Here is a 16,614-nt window from a genome sequence, read left to right as displayed (position 1 = left end):
ATATCGGGGTTTTCGACGAGCACTCGAGCCGCGATGCGGGGATTGGCGCGATCGATGCCCCGTCCATCGACATCGCCGGAATAAACGAGCCTCAGCCAATGCAGCACGCGGGCTGCATGATCGTCGCGGGACGCTGATTGGACTCCGACATAGCTCCGAAGGTCCGCCCAGGAGGCAAAGCCATAGCTCCGCGCGACACAGGACTGCGCGTCGTGCAGATGAAGTCCGAGCGCCGCGATCTCCTTGTCGCTCCGGCCCGCGGCCGCAGGCAGTGCTTCCCGAAACCGCGTGATTGCTTCGGGATTGCCGTCCCGGTAGAGACGGATCAAGTCCTTGGCGCACTTCTTCAGATAGGCAAGGCTCGCCCGATCGGGCAAATTCGCCATTGGAGTCCTCCGTGCATCAGATCGCCGCCGACCCGCAATACCGGCTGCACAAAGGCTCAGACGCTGTTTGACAAACGCAAGTGGGTTCAACCCTTCCCGCGGGCCCGGGTGCGGCTTGCACCGCAGATGGCACAATATGGCGGACAACCGCGCCGATCAATCCCCGAAAAAATGGTCACTGCGCTTGCAAATGTTCGGCATCATGGTTGCCGCAAGGCGGCGGCGAAGAATTGTGTGAGATCGTCGCGCGCCTGCTCCCGTGCTTGCGGGTCAGGGCGGACGCGAATGGTTCCGCCCTTGCGCCGGTTGCCCGCGGGGTCGAAAAATTCCCTGGGACCATCGAAGACGTCGAACTCATGCGTTGCGCCCGCAAAGGCCCGTAGGGAAAGGTGCGCGGCGTCCGCCGGCGCGAGTTCTCGCAACATCGTCTCGCAAGCTGCCCGGCCACCATCGTAATCGTCGTCGTCGCCGACGAAGATTCGGATAGGCGCATCAACGAGATCGCCGAAGTCCGCACCCGGCACGTGGTTATAGCGCCAGCAGATCGGATAGAATGCCGCCGCTGCCCTGAAGTGCACGCCTTGGCCAAGCAAAGCATCGCTGTTGCGACGGGTCATCATGAGCATGGTCTCTCGGCCGCCCATGGAACTGCCCATCAGGCCGATCCGCAAAGCGTCAATCTCCGGGCGTTCGCTGAGCAGGCGATAAGCGCCGGCGATGTCGGAAAGCATGTCGCCGAGCCCTGCAGGACGGCTGGATGCGACGCCTTGCAGATCGCGTCCGCCCCATTGATCAATCTCGAGCGTCGCGATGCCGACACGATTGAGCGCCGCCGCGTAGTAGACACCGCGGTAGCTGAGGCCAGAGGTTCCGTGCAACAGGATAACCGCCGGAAGTTTGGCGGCCGCTCCGAGCGGCGCCTGGAATCGGCTCGCTATCATGATCGTCTTGCCGTTCCAATCAACGGGATAGGCGAGATAGTTGATACGGAGCAGCGGGGTGTCCTCCCACGCGTGAACCGCCGGCACGAATGCACCCAGCAAGGCGGCAGCAAGTGCCATCCGTGCATGAAGCGGCGAAACGATCACCGCAATAAGCCGAAACATGCGCATGTGCGATGCTTCCCCAAGGAGGTTCCGATGAAAGCTCCGATCAAGTTCCGAAGATTATCGTGCCGTCGGCAAGCAAATGCGAACTGGCCGGCAAACTTCACGCCAATGTGAAATCGAATTCCGATCGACCGGGCGCGTCGATCTGCTGCGCGGCCACACCCCGATATCGTCTTCCGCTGGCCCTCACACCTGTCGGCCCGCCGCAAATCCGGACGACCACGCCCATTGAAAATTGAAGCCGCCGAGATGGCCGGTGACGTCGATGACTTCACCGATGAAATAAAGTCCGGGGACGGATCTGGCTTCGAATGTCTTCGAGGAGAGCTCGGACGTATCGACGCCGCCCAGCGTCACTTCCGCGGTGCGGTAGCCTTCGGTTCCGTTCGGCCTGACGCGCCACGCCTTGACGGCCGCAGTCACCTTCGCCAACCACGCATCGGAGAAATCGGCGATCCGTTCCGGGCCTTCGACGGTGTCCGCAATCGCGCGCGCCAGCCGTTTCGGAACGAGGCTTGCGAGCGCGGCCGCCATCTCCTGCCGGGGCTGATCGCGGCGCCATTTTTTCAGTGTGGCCAGCACGTCGGTCCCCGGAGCCATGTCGACGACGATGTCCTGACCTTCATGCCAGTAGGACGATATCTGCAGGATCACCGGGCCGCTGAGCCCGCGATGGGTGAACAGCAGCGCCTCGTCGAATTGCGTCTTGCCGCAGGCCACGATCGCCTCGACTGAGACGCCCGACAGATCGCCGAATTTCGAAAGCAGCGCGGTGTCGAACGTCAGTGGCACCAGCGCTGCGCGCGGCGGCACGATTTTTAGGCCGAACTGCTCGGCGATTTTGTATCCGAACCCGCTCGATCCTATTTTTGGAATGGACGGTCCGCCGGTTGCGACCACCAGGGCTCGGGCGCGACATTCACCCTGATCCGTGACGACGGCAAAACCGGTTTCGCGCTTCGAGACCTCCGAAATACGCCCGCGCAGGCGCAATTGTACGTGACCTTTACGGCACTCCTCCAGCAGCATGTCGACGATCTGCCGCGACGAGCCGTCGCAGAACAATTGCCCGCGCGTCTTCTCGTGCCAGGCGATACCATAGCTGTCGACCAGCGCGATGAAGTCATGCTGCGAGTAGCCACTGAGCGCCGAGGTGCAAAACCGCGGATTGTCGGAGAGAAAGTTCGCCGGCGTCGTGTGCAGGTTGGTAAAATTGCATCGTCCACCGCCGGAGATGCGGATTTTCTCGGCTGGATACCGCGATTGCTCCAGCACGAGCACCGAGCGGCCGCGCTGGCCGGCGACGGCTGCGCACATCAGGCCGGCAGCCCCCGCGCCCAGGATGATGACGTCGAACAAGTTGGGTTGCAGATTGCGAGCTTCGGTCATTCCACCAGCAGCACATCCACCGCCACGCTGAGCTTCTGCTTGCGCGATCCGACGATGATGCCGTCGACCGGCGAGACATCGGAAAAATCCCGGCCCACCGCGAGCATGATGTGATCGTTCGCGACCAGGATGTCATTGGTCGGGTCGAGACCGACCCAGCCCATCTCGGAACCGCACCACAGCGAGACCCAGGCATGCGTGGCATCCGCGCCCTGCAGGCGCGGTTTTCCGGGCGGCGGAATGGTGCGCAGATAACCCGAGACATAGGCCGCAGGCAGGCCGAGGCCGCGAAGGCCGGCAATCATCACATGGGCAAAATCCTGGCAGACGCCGTGGCGTTTCTGGAACACCTCCTTCAGCGGCGTCGAGATCACGGTGGCTTTCGGGTCATATTTGAAATCGGTGCGGATCCGATGCATCAGGTCGACCGCGCCGGCCAGAATTCCAGTGTCGGGGGGAAAGCTCGCCGACGCATATCCGGTGACCGGGCCCAGCACCGGCACCAGCGGGCTTGCAAAGACATAGCCGATCGGCGAGGTCGGACCGAGGCTGGTGGCCTCGAACGCCGCATCGCGGACGCTCTCCCATTGCGGACTTGACGCGGTCCGGCCAGGCGCGAGGCGGGAGACTGAGACCCGCGACTTCGAATCGATGCGAAGATGGCGATGCGGGGTTTCGATCGAGATGCTCTCGGTCAGCGTGCCGAAGAAGTCGTGCCGTGAGGTGCGCTCCGCGGGCTTCGGCCGGATCTCGACGCTGTGCGTGACGAGCTCTTGCCCGTCGCCGCTGATGGGCTCCAGCCGCAACGTGCAGCGCGCGAAACTGACCGGACTTTCGTAAGAGTAGGTCGTGACGTGGCGGATATCGTAGATCACGCCAGCCCCGTCAGCTTTTCCGGCCGGCTGGCATTGGGCCCGTGCGGGAAATAATGCAACCCGATGGCGTCGGCGAGGTTGAGCAGATCCTGCTCCAGCGCAAACAGCGTCTTGGTATCGAGGCTTGCTGCCTCCGACGTCGTCAGCGTCGCCTGCAGCGCGACCGCAAGGCGCTGCGGCCGCTCGATCAATCCGCCCTCCTTTAGCGTCGGAAGGCTCGCGATGTGATCGTTCAGCGCCGAGACCTGGAACGCCACCGAGCGCGGATTATAGGGGTCGAGCACCACGAGGTCGCGCACCGGCGCCAGCAGCGGACCGACGAGATAGCGCGAGCGATAGGTGATCTGGCAATCCACCAGCGTCAGCAGGATGTCGAGATCCTCGCCTGCAGCCTCGTCATAGGCGAACTGCCGGGCGAAGCGCACGGTGTTGATGGCGCGCTCGGCTCGGCGGCCCATCTCGAGAAAACGCCAGCCGGCGGCGCGGTTCATGTTTTCCTGCGCCAGGCCTGCAAAACTCGCCAGCTCCTGCAGCGTCAGTTCGGCGGCGATGACGACGCCGTCGTCGTCTTCGACCTCCTGCGCGAGGCGCTCCGTCATCTCGGTGATGACCTGCCAGGCGTCGGGCGAAAGCCGTTCGCGCAAGGACGTCGCGGTGCGCTGCGCCGCGCGCACCAAGGACAGCGCGGAGCCGAACTTGTCCTCGCCTTGCAAGGCTTCGGCGGCGATCCGGGCGGGCAGCACGCGCGCGCCCTGCGTGGTGGCGCCCCAGGTCACCAGCAGCCGCTGGATTCGCTCCAGCGCGTGAGCCATGGTCGAGGAGCCCTTGCCGGGATCGCGCTGCGCGGTGCCGAGCGCGCGCACCAGCCGCAGCGTTGCTTCCGCTCGCTCCAGATAGCGGCCGAGCCAGAACAGATTGTCGGCGGCCCGGCTCGGCACCCAGCCGGCGATACGGCGGATCCGCACATTGTCGCCCGCCGGCAATAGCGTGGTCGGGGAAACCGCCTTGTCGGAGACCACCCAGACATCCGCCGCCCGCGCGCCATCGCCCATCGACACCGCGCGGGCATCGAGTTGATCGGCGATCCGGCAGAAGCCGCCGGGCATGATGGTCCAGCCGCGCGGGGTCGCGGCTGCGAAAACCCGCAGGACAAAGGGGCGCGGCATGATCCGGCCATTGTCCCATACCGGCGTGGTCGACAGCCGCACCACCTCCTGGCCGACAAAGTCGATGCCGCGTTCGCCGATCGCGTTGCGGAGCCGGTCGCGGTCGGCTGCCGGCAACTCACTGGCGAGCACGGGTCCAGTGCCGGGAAAACCGGGGACGCCCCGGCCATAGGCGCCTTCGATCGCGACCTCGTCCAGCCGCGACAGCACTTCCTCGCGCGCGGCCTTCTGGCCGCACCACCAGGTCGCGATGTTCGGCATCTTCAGATCTTCGCCGAAGAAGCGCCGGCACAGGCTCGGCAGGAAGCCGAGTAGCGCGCGCGCCTCCATCACGCCCGAGCCCGGCATGTTGGCCATCACGACGCCGTTCTTCCTGATGACGTCGATCAGGCCGGGCACGCCGAGCTGGGACGAGGCATTCAGCTCGAGTGGATCGAGGAAATTGGAATCCACCCGGCGCAGCAGCACGTCGAGCCGCTTCAGGCCTGCGACGGTACGGATATGGATGCGGTCGCCGCTGACGGCGAGATCGTCGCCCTCGACCAGCAGGAAACCGAGATAACGCGCCAGCGTGGCGTGTTCGAAATAGGTTTCGCTGAACTGGCCGGGCGTCAACAGCCCGATGCGCGGCTCGTCGCGGTCGGCGCTGGCGCGCAAACTATCGCGGAACGCCTCGAAGAACGGCGCCACCCGCTCCACATTCATCGACTTGTAGAGGCTGGTGAAGGCCCGCGACAGCACCAGGCGATTTTCCAGCGCGTAGCCCGCGCCCGACGGCGCTTGGGTACGATCGCCGAGCACCCACCAGCGGCCGTCAGGCCCGCGGCCGACATCGGCGGCGTACAGACTGAGATAGCGGCCGCCCGGCGGCTGGATGCCGCAGACCGCGCGCAGATATTCGGTCGAGCCGGCAATCGCGGCCGCGGGGATCGCGCCCTCGGCGACCAGCCGGCCCTCGCCATAAATGTCGCTCAGCACCAGTTCCAGCAATTGCGCGCGCTGCACGATGCCTGCGGTCAATTGCTGCCAGTCGGCCTCGCCGATCAGAAGCGGCAGATGGCTCAATGGCCAGAGCCGTTCGGCGGTCTCGCCGGGCGCGCGATAGCTGACGCCGGCTTCGCGCAAGTGCCGGTCGGCGGCGCCAAAACGCCGGTCCATGTCCGCGGGGCTCAAGGCGGCGAAGGCGTCGAAGAACCGGGTCCAGACCGGGCGCGGCGCCCCGTCCTGGGCGATATATTCGTCGGGAATCCCCGGCAGCCGCTCGTAGTCGCGGGTCCATTGCGTCACGCGCCGGTTGCCCGAACGGGCCCTGCTGCCCTGACTGCTTGCTTGACCGCTTCCCTGGCCGGTTTGCTCCGACATCCCGACTCTCCAGCTCGATGCTCATTCAATGCAGGAGCGGCGTCCTCAAGTCGAGTGTCAATGGAAATTCAATGGTGCGCTCCTCGCGCGGGGGATCGATCTTGCCGGGCGTATGGCCGTGATCCTGAAACCGCGCCAGCCGCCGCGCCTCCGCCTCATAGGAATTGACCGGTTTGGTCTCATAGCTGCGGCCGCCTGGATGGGCGACATGGTAGACGCAGCCGCCGAGCGAGCGGCCGTTCCAGGTGTCGATCAGATCGAACGTCAACGGCGCGTGAACGGGAATGGTCGGGTGCAGGCCGGAGGCCGGCTGCCAGGCCTTGAAGCGGACGGCAGCGACCGCCTCGCCGGAACGGCCGGTTTCCGTCATCGGCATCCGCCGGCCGTTGCAGGTGACGACGTGGCGGCCCTCGACGAAGCCAGAGGCCTTGACCTGCAGCCGCTCCACCGATGAGTCGACATAGCGCACGGTGCCGCCGGCGGTGCCCTCCTCGCCGAGGACGTGCCAGGGCTCGAGCGCTTGCCGCACTTCCAGCGAAACGCCGCCATGGTGGACCCGTCCGAACATGGGAAACCGGAATTCGAGTTGCGCGGCGTACCAGTCTGGCGAGAAATCATAACCGGAATGTTTCAGTTCGCCGAGCACGCCCAGAAAATCTTCCCAGAGGTAATGCGGCAACATGAAGCGGTCATGCAGCGTGGTGCCCCAGCGCACGAATTTTCCATCTAGCGGCTCGCGCCAGAGCTTGGCGATCAGCGCCCGGACCAGCAGCTGCTGCGCCAGCGACATCCGCGGGTCCGGCGGCATCTCCAGCGCGCGGAATTCAACCAGGCCGAGCCGGCCGGTGGCGCTGTCGGGGGAATAGAGCTTGTCGATGCAGATTTCGGCGCGGTGGGTATTGCCGGTGATATCAACCAGGATGTGCCGGAACAGCCGGTCCACCAGCCATAGCGGGGCCTTGATGCCCTGCGGCGGCACATGGGCGAGCGCCACTTCCAGCTCATAGAGGCCGTCATGGCGCGCCTCGTCGATGCGCGGCGCTTGGCTGGTCGGGCCGATGAACATGCCGGAGAACAGATACGACAGCGACGGATGCCGTTGCCAGTAAAGCACGAGGCTCTTCAACAGATCGGGCCGGCGCAGGAACGGCGAATCCTGCGGCGTGCCGCCACCGACCACGACATGATTACCGCCGCCGGTGCCGGTGTGCCGGCCGTCGACCAGGAAGCGGTTGGCGCCCAACCGCACCTGCGCCGCATCCTCATAGAGGCCGAAGGTGATATCGACGGCTTCGCGCCAGCTTTGCGCGGGCTGGATGTTGACCTCGATCACGCCGGGATCGGGCGTCACTTTTATCACTTCGACCCGTGGATCGAAGGGTGGCGGATAGCCCTCGACATGGACCTGCATCTGCATCTGCGCGGCGGTCGCCTCGACCGCCGTGACCAGTTCCAGGTAATCCTCCAGCTTCTCCACCGGCGGCATAAAGGCGCACAAAATGCCGTCCCGGATTTCGATCGACATCGCGGTGCGCACGCCGCCGCCCTTGAGCTGCTGCTCCTGCACTTCCTGATGCGGCGCCACCTCGGTCTGGGCGGTGGCGTCATACACCGGCAGTTCCTCGCGCGGCTCCAGCGGATCCTGCTCGACGATGTAGGGATATTCCTCGGCCGGAATATGCGGCAATGATGCGATCGGCAGCCGCAGACCAAGTGGGGAATCGCCGGGCGTCAGGAACAGATTGCCGCGGCGCAGTTTCCAGCGCTCGCTCTTCCAGCGCGAGGAAGATTGGCTTGCATCCGCGTTCCAGCGCTGGATCGGCAGCACGAAACCCCGGGGCACGTTGAGCCCCTGGTCGAACACCCGCGCCATGCGCGAACGTTCTTCCGGATCGGACAATTTGGAATCGCCGGGATCGACATTGGGCGGCAGTCCGGCTTCCTTCTGCAGCCAGTGCGAGGGGTCCTCGAACGCCGGCATGATGTATTCGGAATCGACGCCGAGTTTCTCCGCCGTGGCTTCCGCGAAGCGCTCGGCGTCCTCGATTGCCGCCTTGCGCGGGCTCTCGATGGTCGCAATCAAATCGGCATTCTTCCAGATCGGCACGCCGTCCTTGCGCCAGTACAGGCCAAAGGCCCAGCGCGGCAGGCTTTCGCCGGGATACCATTTGCCCTGCCCGTAATGCAAAAGCCCGCCCGGCGCGAAGCGTGCGCGCAAACGTCGAATGAGTTGGTCGGCCAGTCCGCGCTTGGTCGGTCCCACGGCGGAAATATTCCATTCCGGCGCTTCCAGGTCGTCGACGGAAACGAATGTCGGCTCGCCGCCCATCGTCAGCCGCACGTCGCCCGCGATCAGATCGGCATCGACCTGTTCGCCGAGCCTGTCGAGCCGCGCCCAGCTTTCGTCGGAGAACGGCTTTGTGATCCGAGGCGCCTCGCGGATCCGCTTGACGTTCATCTCGAAGCCGAATTCGACATTGGCAAATCCGACCGCGCCGGAGATCGGCGCCGCGGTGCGGTAATGCGGCGTGGCGGCGACGGGGATGTGCCCCTCGCCCGTCAGCATGCCCGAAGTGACGTCGAAGCCGATCCATCCGGCGCCCGGAAGATAGACCTCCGCCCAGGCATGCAGATCGGTAAAATCGTTCTCGACCTCGCGCGGTCCCTCGATCGGATCGATGTCGGGACGGAGTTGAATGAGATAGCCGGAGACGAAGCGCGCGGCGAGCCCGAGATGGCGCAGCGTCTGGATCAAGAGCCACGCGGAATCGCGGCAGGAACCCGCGCCGGCGGCCAGCGTCTCCTCCGGCGTCTGGACGCCCGGTTCCATGCGGATGATGTAGCGGATTTTGTTGCGCAGCTGCGCGTTGAGCTCGACCAGGAAATTGACCGTGCTGGTCGCCTCGCGCGGAATTTCCGCCAAGTAATTTGCAAATAGCGGTCCGGGCTCCAGGGTCACAAGGTAAGGCGCGAGTTCGGTCTTGAGATCGTTGGAATAGGCGAACGGAAAACTGTCGGCGTAGGGCTCGACAAAGAAATCGAACGGATTGATCACGGTCATCTGCGCCGTGAAATCGACCTCGATCTTGAATTCGGTGGCCTTTTCCGGAAACACATAGCGCGCCAGCCAGTTGCCCTGCGGGTCCTGCTGCCAATTCACGAAATGGTTTGATGGCGTGACCTTGAGCGAATAGCTCAGGATCGGCGTGCGCGTGTGCGGCGCCGGCCGCAGCCGGATGGTTTGCGGGCCGAGATCAATCGGACGGTCGTATTTATAGTGCGTGACGTGATGTAGTGCGACGAAGATCGACACGGACGGAGTGCTCCAGCAGCTTTTTTGAGCAGAACACCGGTTCCGGTATGGATCAAGCACTAACAACGGGCAGGGGATGCCTGATGTAAGGGCGAATAGCGAATAGGGAGTAGCGAATAGGGAACGGTTCCGTTCGCCACTTCCCCATTCGCTATTCGCTCAGTCACGTCGTCGCCCAAGCGCGCTCCAACCCGCCTTACGGGCTTGCTCCCATATTGGGACCCTGCTAGGTTTGTCCCATGAGGATCATCGCGCGCCGTACCTTGCGTGAGTTCGTCGAAAGCCTCGCCGGGAAGAAGGATCAGCCTGCGGTAAAGGCCGCACTGGATGCCTGGTTTTACGAAGTCAGCAAGGCTGCATGGAAGAGTTCGGCTGATGTGAAGCGGCGTTACGCGACGGCGAGCATCGTGAGCGCCGAGCGGATCGTCTTCAACGTCAAAGGCAATGATTATCGGCTCGTGGTGGCGGTCGACTTCGAGAAGGCCATCGTCTGGATCAAATCGATTGGTACGCACAAAGATTACGACAAGATCGACGTGAGGGACGTGCGACATGGCCGCTGAACTGAAACCCATCCGCACCAAGGCGGACTACAAGAATGCGTTTGCCGAGGTGGAACGTCTGTGGGGCGCCAAAGCCGGCACGCCGAAGGGCGACCGGCTCGACGTGCTGGCGACACTGATCGAAGTTTACGAAGCGCGGCACTATCCCATGGACCCGCCCGATCCGATCGAGGCGATCCAGTTCCGCATGGAACAGCAGGGATTGACCCGGAAGGACCTCGAGCCCCTGCTTGGAACCCGTGCCCGAGTTGCCGAAGTCATGAACCGCAGGCGCAGCCTGTCGATCGACATGATTCGGCGATTGCACAAGGAACTTGGCATTTCCGCCGAGGTATTGATCCGTCCAACGCGCGACAACGAGGCGGCGTAAAGCCTGCTTAGCCGGAACGATGCAGGCTACATCGTCGCCCCAAGCACCCACGGCGCAAACTCCGCGCCGCCGAAGTCAAAGCTTTCGCTCTTGGTCGGCTGGCCCGAGGCGGTCTTCAGCATGAGATCGAAGATGCGCTGGCCGCAGGCTTGCACGGTTTCCTCGCCGTCGAGGATGGTGCCGCAATTGACGTCCATATCGTCTTCCATGCGCTTGTACATCGGCGTGTTGGTCGCAAGCTTGATCGAGGGCGCGGGCTTGCAGCCGAACACGCTGCCGCGTCCGGTCGTGAAGCAGACGAGGTTGGCGCCGCCGGCCACCTGCCCGGTCGCCGCCACCGGGTCGTAGCCCGGCGTATCCATGAACACAAAACCCTTCTTGGTGACGGCTTCGGCGTAATTCAGGACGTCGACCAGATTGGTGCTGCCGGCCTTCGCCATCGCGCCCAGCGATTTTTCCAGGATGGTGGTCAGCCCGCCGGCCTTGTTGCCGGGGCTCGGATTGGCGTTCATCTCGGCGCCCTCGCGCGCGGTGTATTCCTCCCACCATCGCATCAAGGCGACGAGTTTCTCGCCGACTTCGCGGGAGACCGCGCGCCGCGTCAACAGGTGCTCGGCGCCATAGGTCTCCGGCGTTTCCGACAGGATGACGGTGCCGCCGTGACGCACCAGCAAATCGCTCGCGGCCCCCAGCGCCGGATTGGCGGAGACGCCGGAATAGCCGTCGGAGCCGCCGCATTGCAGCGCCACCGTCAATTCGCTCGCCGATACCGGCTCACGCTTCACCTTGTTGGCGTCAGCGAGCGCCTCGCGCACAAAGGCGACGCCGGCTTCCACCGTCTTGCGCGTTCCACCTATCTCCTGAATTTCAAGTTCGCGCAGTCTTCCGGCGAGCTTCTGTTCCTTCATCAGCCCGCCGATCTGGTTGACCTCGCAGCCCAGGCCCAGCACGACGACAGCTGAAAAATTCGCATGCCGCGCGTAGCCGCCGAGCGTCCGGCGCAGGATGGTCAACGGCTCGTCCTGGGTCATCCCGCAGCCGGTCTTGTGGGTCAGCGCGACCACGCCGTCGACATTCGGAAAATCCGCCAACGGATTGTCATGGGTGAACGGGTTCTTCTTGAAGATGTCGGCGACGAGACCCGCGACATGCGCGCTGCAATTCACCGAGGTGAGGATGCCGATATAGTTGCGGGTCGCGACCCGCCCGTCGGGACGGCGGATGCCGTCGAAGCTGGCTGGCAGATCGAAATTCGGCGTCGGGGTGACGTTGACGCCGAACGCGTAATCCTTCGCGAAATCGCCCATGCCGCAGTTTTGCGTATGCACGTGCTGGCCCGGCGAAATCGGCGCGGTCGCGAAGCCGATGATCTGGCCATAGCGGCGGATCGGCTCGCCCACAGCGATCGGCCGGATGGCGACCTTGTGCCCAGCGGGAATCCGCTCGACCGTGGTGACGCCGTCGGCCACGACCAGGCCCGGCGGCAAACTCGATCGCGCGATCAGCACGGCGTCGTCGGGATGCAGGCGGATCACGGGGGTTGGGGCCATGGGAGGTCTCCTCAAGGGGGCGAATAGCGAATGGCGAGTAGCGAATAGCGGTCCTCTACCCCTAACCCCTATTCGCTATTCGCCACTCGCTATTCGCATACTCACGCCTTGCCGGCTGAATCCTTGCGGGTCTGGTTCACCTGCATCTTGGCGTAGGTCATCATCAGCCCGCTTTCGTTCGACAGCGTCACCAGCTTGAAGCCCATGTTGATCGCGCGCACCGCGCCCTCGGCGCCGGAGCAGTGGATGCCGGGATGGAGGCCGCGCTTGCCGCATTCTTTCACGATCTTCTCGTAAATCTTGAGGATCTCCGGCTCGTCACGGTCGAGTTTCGGCACCAGACCGTAGGAAAAGCCGAGATCGGAAGGACCGACATAGACGCCGTTGATGCCTTCGACGTCGAGGATCGATTCCATATTTTCGACCGCGGTCTTGGTCTCCATCATCGGCAGCAGCACGATCTCGTCATTGGCGGTCTTCTGGTAGGTGCCGGCCCCACCATACATGCCGGAGCGGATCGGGCCGTTCGAGCGCGTGCCGCGCGGCGGATATTTGCTGTAGGAGACGAGGTTTTCGCACTCTTGCCGGGTGTTGATCATCGGGCAGATGATGCCATAGGCGCCGCCGTCCAGCACCTTGCCGACGATGCCGGGCTCGTTCCAGGGCACGCGCACCATCGGCGTCACCGGATGGCCGTTCATGGCCTGGAAGCATTGCACCATCGACAGGTAATCCTGCACGCCGTGCTGCATGTCGACGGTGACGCTGTCGAAGCCGCATTGCGCGATCACCTCGGCGGAGAATCCCGACGGGATCGCCAGCCAGGCGTTCACCACGGCCTTGCCCGAAGCCCAGACTGTCTTGACGTTATTTGCCACTTTGTTTCCTTCCCTTTTGTTGAATTCAGGCCGTCATTGCGAGGAGCGATAGCGACGAAGCAATCCATTCTTTCTTTCCGGCAGCTATGGATTGCTTCGCTGCGCTCACAATGACGGAAGCTTCGAGGCCGCCGCCCTGATCGGGCGAAGAGTTAGCATGTCCAAAGACTTCGGCAACGAAGTTGATGAGGTTTTGGACCTGGATCGCGACCATGTTCAGAGATTACCTTAAGCACTTACTTTGGCATGTCCACCGAGATAGGCGGCGGCGATGGCCTCATTGCCCCACAATTCGTCGGGCTTGCCGCCGAGCACGATGCGGCCGGTTTCCAGCACATAGCCGTGGTCGGCGACCGAAAGCCCCATCCGTGCGTTCTGCTCGACCAGCAGCACCGTGGTATTGCGCCGGATTTCGGAGATGATGCGGAACACCGCCTGCACGATGACAGGCGCCAAGCCGAGGGAAGGCTCGTCAAGCAGGAGCAGCCGCGGCTTCGCCATCAGCCCGCGGGCGACGGCGACCATCTGCAATTGTCCGCCCGACAGGGTCCAGCCCAGCGCATTGGCAAAGTTGCGGATGTCCGGAAACAGGTCGAACATGGCATCCGCCTCGCGCGACAATTCGGCCTTCGAAGCCCTGCGGTTCGAGCCGCCGAGCATGATGTTTTCCTTCACCGAAAGCCCGGGAAAAATCCGCCGCCCCTCCGGCACATGCGAGATGCCGAGCCGCACGATCGCCTCCGGCCCAAGCCCCGCGATCGAATGGCCGTCGAACAGGATTTCGCCGGCCGCGGGCTTTGCGAGCCCCGAGATCGCGCGCAGCGTGGTCGATTTGCCGGCGCCGTTGGCGCCGAGCAGCGTCACCACCTGCCCCTCGTCGACCCGGAGCGAGACGCCGCGCAGCGCTTCGATCTCGCCATAGAGCACGATCAGGTCGTTGATTTCGAGCAGCGCCATCAGTCGCTCCCGAGATAGGCGGAGACGACGTCGGGATGGCGCAGTACCGCCATGGATTCGCCGTCGGCGATGCGGCGGCCGAAATTGAGCACGGTGATGTGCTGGGCGGCTTCCGATACCAGCGTCATGTCGTGGTCGATGATCAAAATGGTCAGGCCCTGCGCCGCGATGCGTTCGAGCAATTCATGGAGCGCCAGCTTCTCGCTCGAGTTCAGTCCCGCGGCAGGCTCGTCGAGCAGCAACAGTGTCGGATTGGCGGCGAGCGCACGCGCGATCTCAATCAGCCGCTGATGGCCGTAGGAGAAGCTCGAGATCAGTTCGTTGGCGCGGCTGCCCAGGCCGACGAAGGTCAGGGCCGACATCGCACGCGCATTCAGCGCATCTTCACCCCCGCCGACCAGGGCGTTACCGGGCCGCTCGGCGCCGATCACGACATTTTCAAGCGCGGTCATCGAGCGGAACAGGCGGATGTTCTGGAAGGTCCGCCCCAACCCCGCGGCGGCGCGCTGGTGCGGCGGCATCTCGGTCACATTGGTGCCGTCGAGGACCACCCTGCCCGCGGTCGCCTTGTAGAGGCCGGAAAGAACGTTCAGCGTCGTGGTTTTGCCGGACCCGTTCGGCCCGATCAGCGCGTGCACGCTGCCGCGCCTGACCGCGATGTCGACCTCGTCGACCGCCTTGAGGCCACCGAAATATTTCGAAAGGCCTTTGACCTCGAGAACCGTATCGCCTCCGACCGTCGCCGGAACCAGTTGCAGCGCCGGTCCCGTCGCACGGACCTTTGCCTTGGCGCGCCAGCGCTGGGTGGCCAGATTGAAAAATCCCCAGATGCCGTCGGGCATGTAGCGGATGATCAGGATCACGGAGAGGCCGTAGATCGCCAGATAAAGTCCGGGTACGCTCTTGAGAAACCGCAGCCATTCCGGGATCAGGATCAGCAAGCCCGTCCCGATCGCCGATCCAATCGGCGAGGCCACGCCGCCGAGCAGCGACATCGTCAGAAACACCACCGACTCGGCAAAGGAGAATTGATCCGGGCTGACATAGGCAAATCCGCCCGCGAACAGGCCACCGGCCAGTCCGCCCAATACCGCGCTGAGCGCAAAGGCGGAAACCTTGGTGCGGAACACGTCGATGCCGACGACGCCGGCGGCGAGTTCATTGTCGCGCACCGCGCGCATGGCGCGGCCGAGCCTCGTATCCGACAGATGCCAGACGAAATAGCCGACTACCGCCAGCATGCCGACACAGAAGGCGAGATAGGATTGCGCCGACTGGAACAGCGCGGGCCGCCCGATATTCGACACACCGTCCGGGCCATGGGTGAGCCAGATGGTGTTGATCATGACCAGCGTGACGATCTGCTGAAACGAGATCGTCACCATCGCGAGGTAATGCCCGCCGAGCCGCAGCGTCGACATGCCCAATAGCGCACCGGCCAATAGCGCCAGCACACATCCGCCGACTAGGCACAGCCAATAGCTGATCTGGTAGTCGGAGGTTCCGATGCCCACGACATAGGCGCCGAGACCAAAGAACGCCGCCTGAGCCAGGTTGATCTGCCCGCACAGGCCGAGCACGACCGACAGACCGAACACCGCGATCGCAAAGGTGGTCGCTTCCATCAGGATGTTGTGGATATAGCCGTCGAACTGCATCGTGGCGGCGAGCGTCACCACGATGGCGGCGCCGACGAAATATGGGGCGTGCCGCAACAGTAGTGGTTTTGCCGGCGCTGTGGTCACGGTGATCGGCATGTTATCGCTGGGCGCGCTCATGCCTTCTCCGCGACCCGTTCACCAAAAATGCCTTGCGGCCGGAACACCAGGAACAAGACCAGCACCAGGAAGGCAAAGCCGTCCTTGTAGGGCACGGAGATGTAGGCCGCGCCAAAGGTCTCGATGATGCCGAGCGCGAGCCCGCCGATGATGGCGCCTGCAACGTCGCCGAAACCGCCGATGATGGTGGCGGCAAACGCCTTCAGCGCGATCGTCGAGCCCATCTGGATCGAGACGAACAGGACCGGCGCCACCAGGATGCCGGCCAGCCCGCCGAGCACGGCCGAATAGATGAAGGTGATCATGATCATGGTGGAGACGGAGATGCCGAGCAGCGAGGCCATCTCCTTGTCCTGCGAGGTCGCCTGCAGCTTCTTGCCGAGCATGGTGTGCTCGAAGAACCAGTAGTTGAAGATCACCAGCACGACCGTGACCGCGATGATCAGCAAATACTGGCTGTCGAGATAGACCGGCCCGAGCTGGATGCCCGGCGTGTCGAACCAGCCCTCCAGCACCTGCGGCTGCGGGCCGTAGATCGCCAGCACCGAATTGGACATCAGGATCGAGGCGCCGATGGTGGCGATGATGACGGGCAAGAACGTGCGGTGGCGCAGCGGATAATAGACCCCGAGATTGAAGATCGCCCCTAACAACGCCATCCCGGCCAGCGCCAGCAGGAACGATAGCCAGTACGGCCAGCCCAGATCGACCGCGAACACCACCATCAGATAGGCGGCCACCATGGAGAATTCGCCTTGCGCGAAATTCACCACATTGGTGGCGCGGAAGATCAGCACGAAACCGAGCGCGACCAGGGCGTAGACCGCGCCGATGCCGATGCCAGTGAACAACAATTGCAGTGCAAGATCCATGGAAACGCCGGGTCAGGAGAAGCCGAAGGGCAGCATTCGGCTGAGA

Annotated in this window: 13 protein-coding genes and 1 pseudogene; 2 read left to right on the top strand and 12 right to left on the bottom strand. The window is 63.8% G+C overall.

Annotated features, from left to right (window positions below; all coding sequences use genetic code 11):
* The 6 genes and pseudogenes from VK804_RS27325 to VK804_RS27300 all read right to left on the bottom strand — a co-directional run.
* Window positions 1–386, bottom strand: a pseudogene (locus VK804_RS27325) (hypothetical protein); the annotation flags it as partial.
* A gap of 200 nt (window positions 387–586) precedes the next feature.
* Window positions 587–1,498 carry a dienelactone hydrolase family protein gene (locus VK804_RS27320; RefSeq protein WP_325376035.1) on the bottom strand — a complete coding sequence of 304 codons (912 nt, stop codon included), beginning with the start codon at window positions 1,496–1,498 and terminating at the stop codon, window positions 587–589.
* 183 nt (window positions 1,499–1,681) lie between these two features.
* Window positions 1,682–2,884 carry an NAD(P)/FAD-dependent oxidoreductase gene (locus VK804_RS27315; protein WP_325376034.1) on the bottom strand — a complete coding sequence of 401 codons (1,203 nt, stop codon included), beginning with the start codon at window positions 2,882–2,884 and terminating at the stop codon, window positions 1,682–1,684.
* Window positions 2,881–3,759 carry a transglutaminase family protein gene (locus tag VK804_RS27310; protein ID WP_325376032.1) on the bottom strand — a complete coding sequence of 293 codons (879 nt, stop codon included), beginning with the start codon at window positions 3,757–3,759 and terminating at the stop codon, window positions 2,881–2,883. Before VK804_RS27310 ends, VK804_RS27315 begins: the two co-directional genes overlap by 4 nt.
* The gene (locus VK804_RS27305) at window positions 3,756–6,287 is read right to left on the bottom strand and encodes a circularly permuted type 2 ATP-grasp protein (protein WP_325376031.1); all 2,532 of its coding nucleotides are present in this window, start codon (window positions 6,285–6,287) and stop codon (window positions 3,756–3,758) included. The genes VK804_RS27310 and VK804_RS27305 overlap by 4 nt, the downstream gene beginning before the upstream one ends.
* A gap of 25 nt (window positions 6,288–6,312) precedes the next feature.
* A complete protein-coding gene (locus tag VK804_RS27300) occupies window positions 6,313–9,600 on the bottom strand; it encodes a transglutaminase family protein (RefSeq protein ID WP_325376029.1) in 3,288 nt (1,095 codons plus the stop codon).
* A gap of 239 nt (window positions 9,601–9,839) precedes the next feature.
* Here VK804_RS27300 and VK804_RS27295 point away from each other — a divergent pair, with 239 nt between their 5' ends.
* Both VK804_RS27295 and VK804_RS27290 read left to right on the top strand, forming a co-directional pair.
* A complete protein-coding gene (locus VK804_RS27295) occupies window positions 9,840–10,163 on the top strand; it encodes a type II toxin-antitoxin system HigB family toxin (RefSeq protein WP_325376027.1) in 324 nt (107 codons plus the stop codon).
* Window positions 10,153–10,533 carry a helix-turn-helix domain-containing protein gene (locus VK804_RS27290; protein ID WP_325376025.1) on the top strand — a complete coding sequence of 127 codons (381 nt, stop codon included), beginning with the start codon at window positions 10,153–10,155 and terminating at the stop codon, window positions 10,531–10,533. Before VK804_RS27295 ends, VK804_RS27290 begins: the two co-directional genes overlap by 11 nt.
* Window positions 10,534–10,559: 26 nt before the next feature.
* Here VK804_RS27290 and VK804_RS27285 read toward each other — a convergent pair whose 3' ends face one another.
* From VK804_RS27285 to VK804_RS27260, 6 genes are all read right to left on the bottom strand, one after another.
* Window positions 10,560–12,083 carry an altronate dehydratase family protein gene (locus VK804_RS27285; protein WP_325376023.1) on the bottom strand — a complete coding sequence of 508 codons (1,524 nt, stop codon included), beginning with the start codon at window positions 12,081–12,083 and terminating at the stop codon, window positions 10,560–10,562.
* 101 nt (window positions 12,084–12,184) lie between these two features.
* The gene (locus VK804_RS27280; RefSeq protein ID WP_325376021.1) at window positions 12,185–12,961 is read right to left on the bottom strand and encodes an HpcH/HpaI aldolase family protein; all 777 of its coding nucleotides are present in this window, start codon (window positions 12,959–12,961) and stop codon (window positions 12,185–12,187) included.
* 25 nt (window positions 12,962–12,986) lie between these two features.
* On the bottom strand, window positions 12,987–13,175 hold the full coding sequence (locus VK804_RS27275) for a hypothetical protein (RefSeq protein ID WP_325376019.1): 189 nt from the start codon (window positions 13,173–13,175) through the stop codon (window positions 12,987–12,989).
* Between the two features lie 14 nt (window positions 13,176–13,189).
* Window positions 13,190–13,918, bottom strand: a complete 729-nt coding sequence (locus VK804_RS27270; protein WP_325376017.1) for an ABC transporter ATP-binding protein — start codon at window positions 13,916–13,918, stop codon at window positions 13,190–13,192.
* Entirely contained in the window at window positions 13,918–15,696 is a 1,779-nt protein-coding gene (locus VK804_RS27265; protein WP_325376015.1) for a branched-chain amino acid ABC transporter ATP-binding protein/permease, read from the bottom strand. Before VK804_RS27265 ends, VK804_RS27270 begins: the two co-directional genes overlap by 1 nt.
* Complete coding sequence (locus VK804_RS27260; protein WP_325376013.1) at window positions 15,693–16,568, bottom strand: branched-chain amino acid ABC transporter permease; 876 nt, start codon at window positions 16,566–16,568, stop codon at window positions 15,693–15,695. The genes VK804_RS27265 and VK804_RS27260 overlap by 4 nt, the downstream gene beginning before the upstream one ends.
* Window positions 16,569–16,614 lie beyond the last annotated feature (46 nt).

Origin of the sequence: Bradyrhizobium sp., assembly GCF_035484855.1 — a bacterium.
In the GTDB taxonomy this organism is placed as follows: Bacteria; Pseudomonadota; Alphaproteobacteria; order Rhizobiales; family Xanthobacteraceae; genus Bradyrhizobium.
Note: the sequence above shows the minus strand (reverse complement) of the source record. Positions and strands in the feature narration are given on the sequence as shown.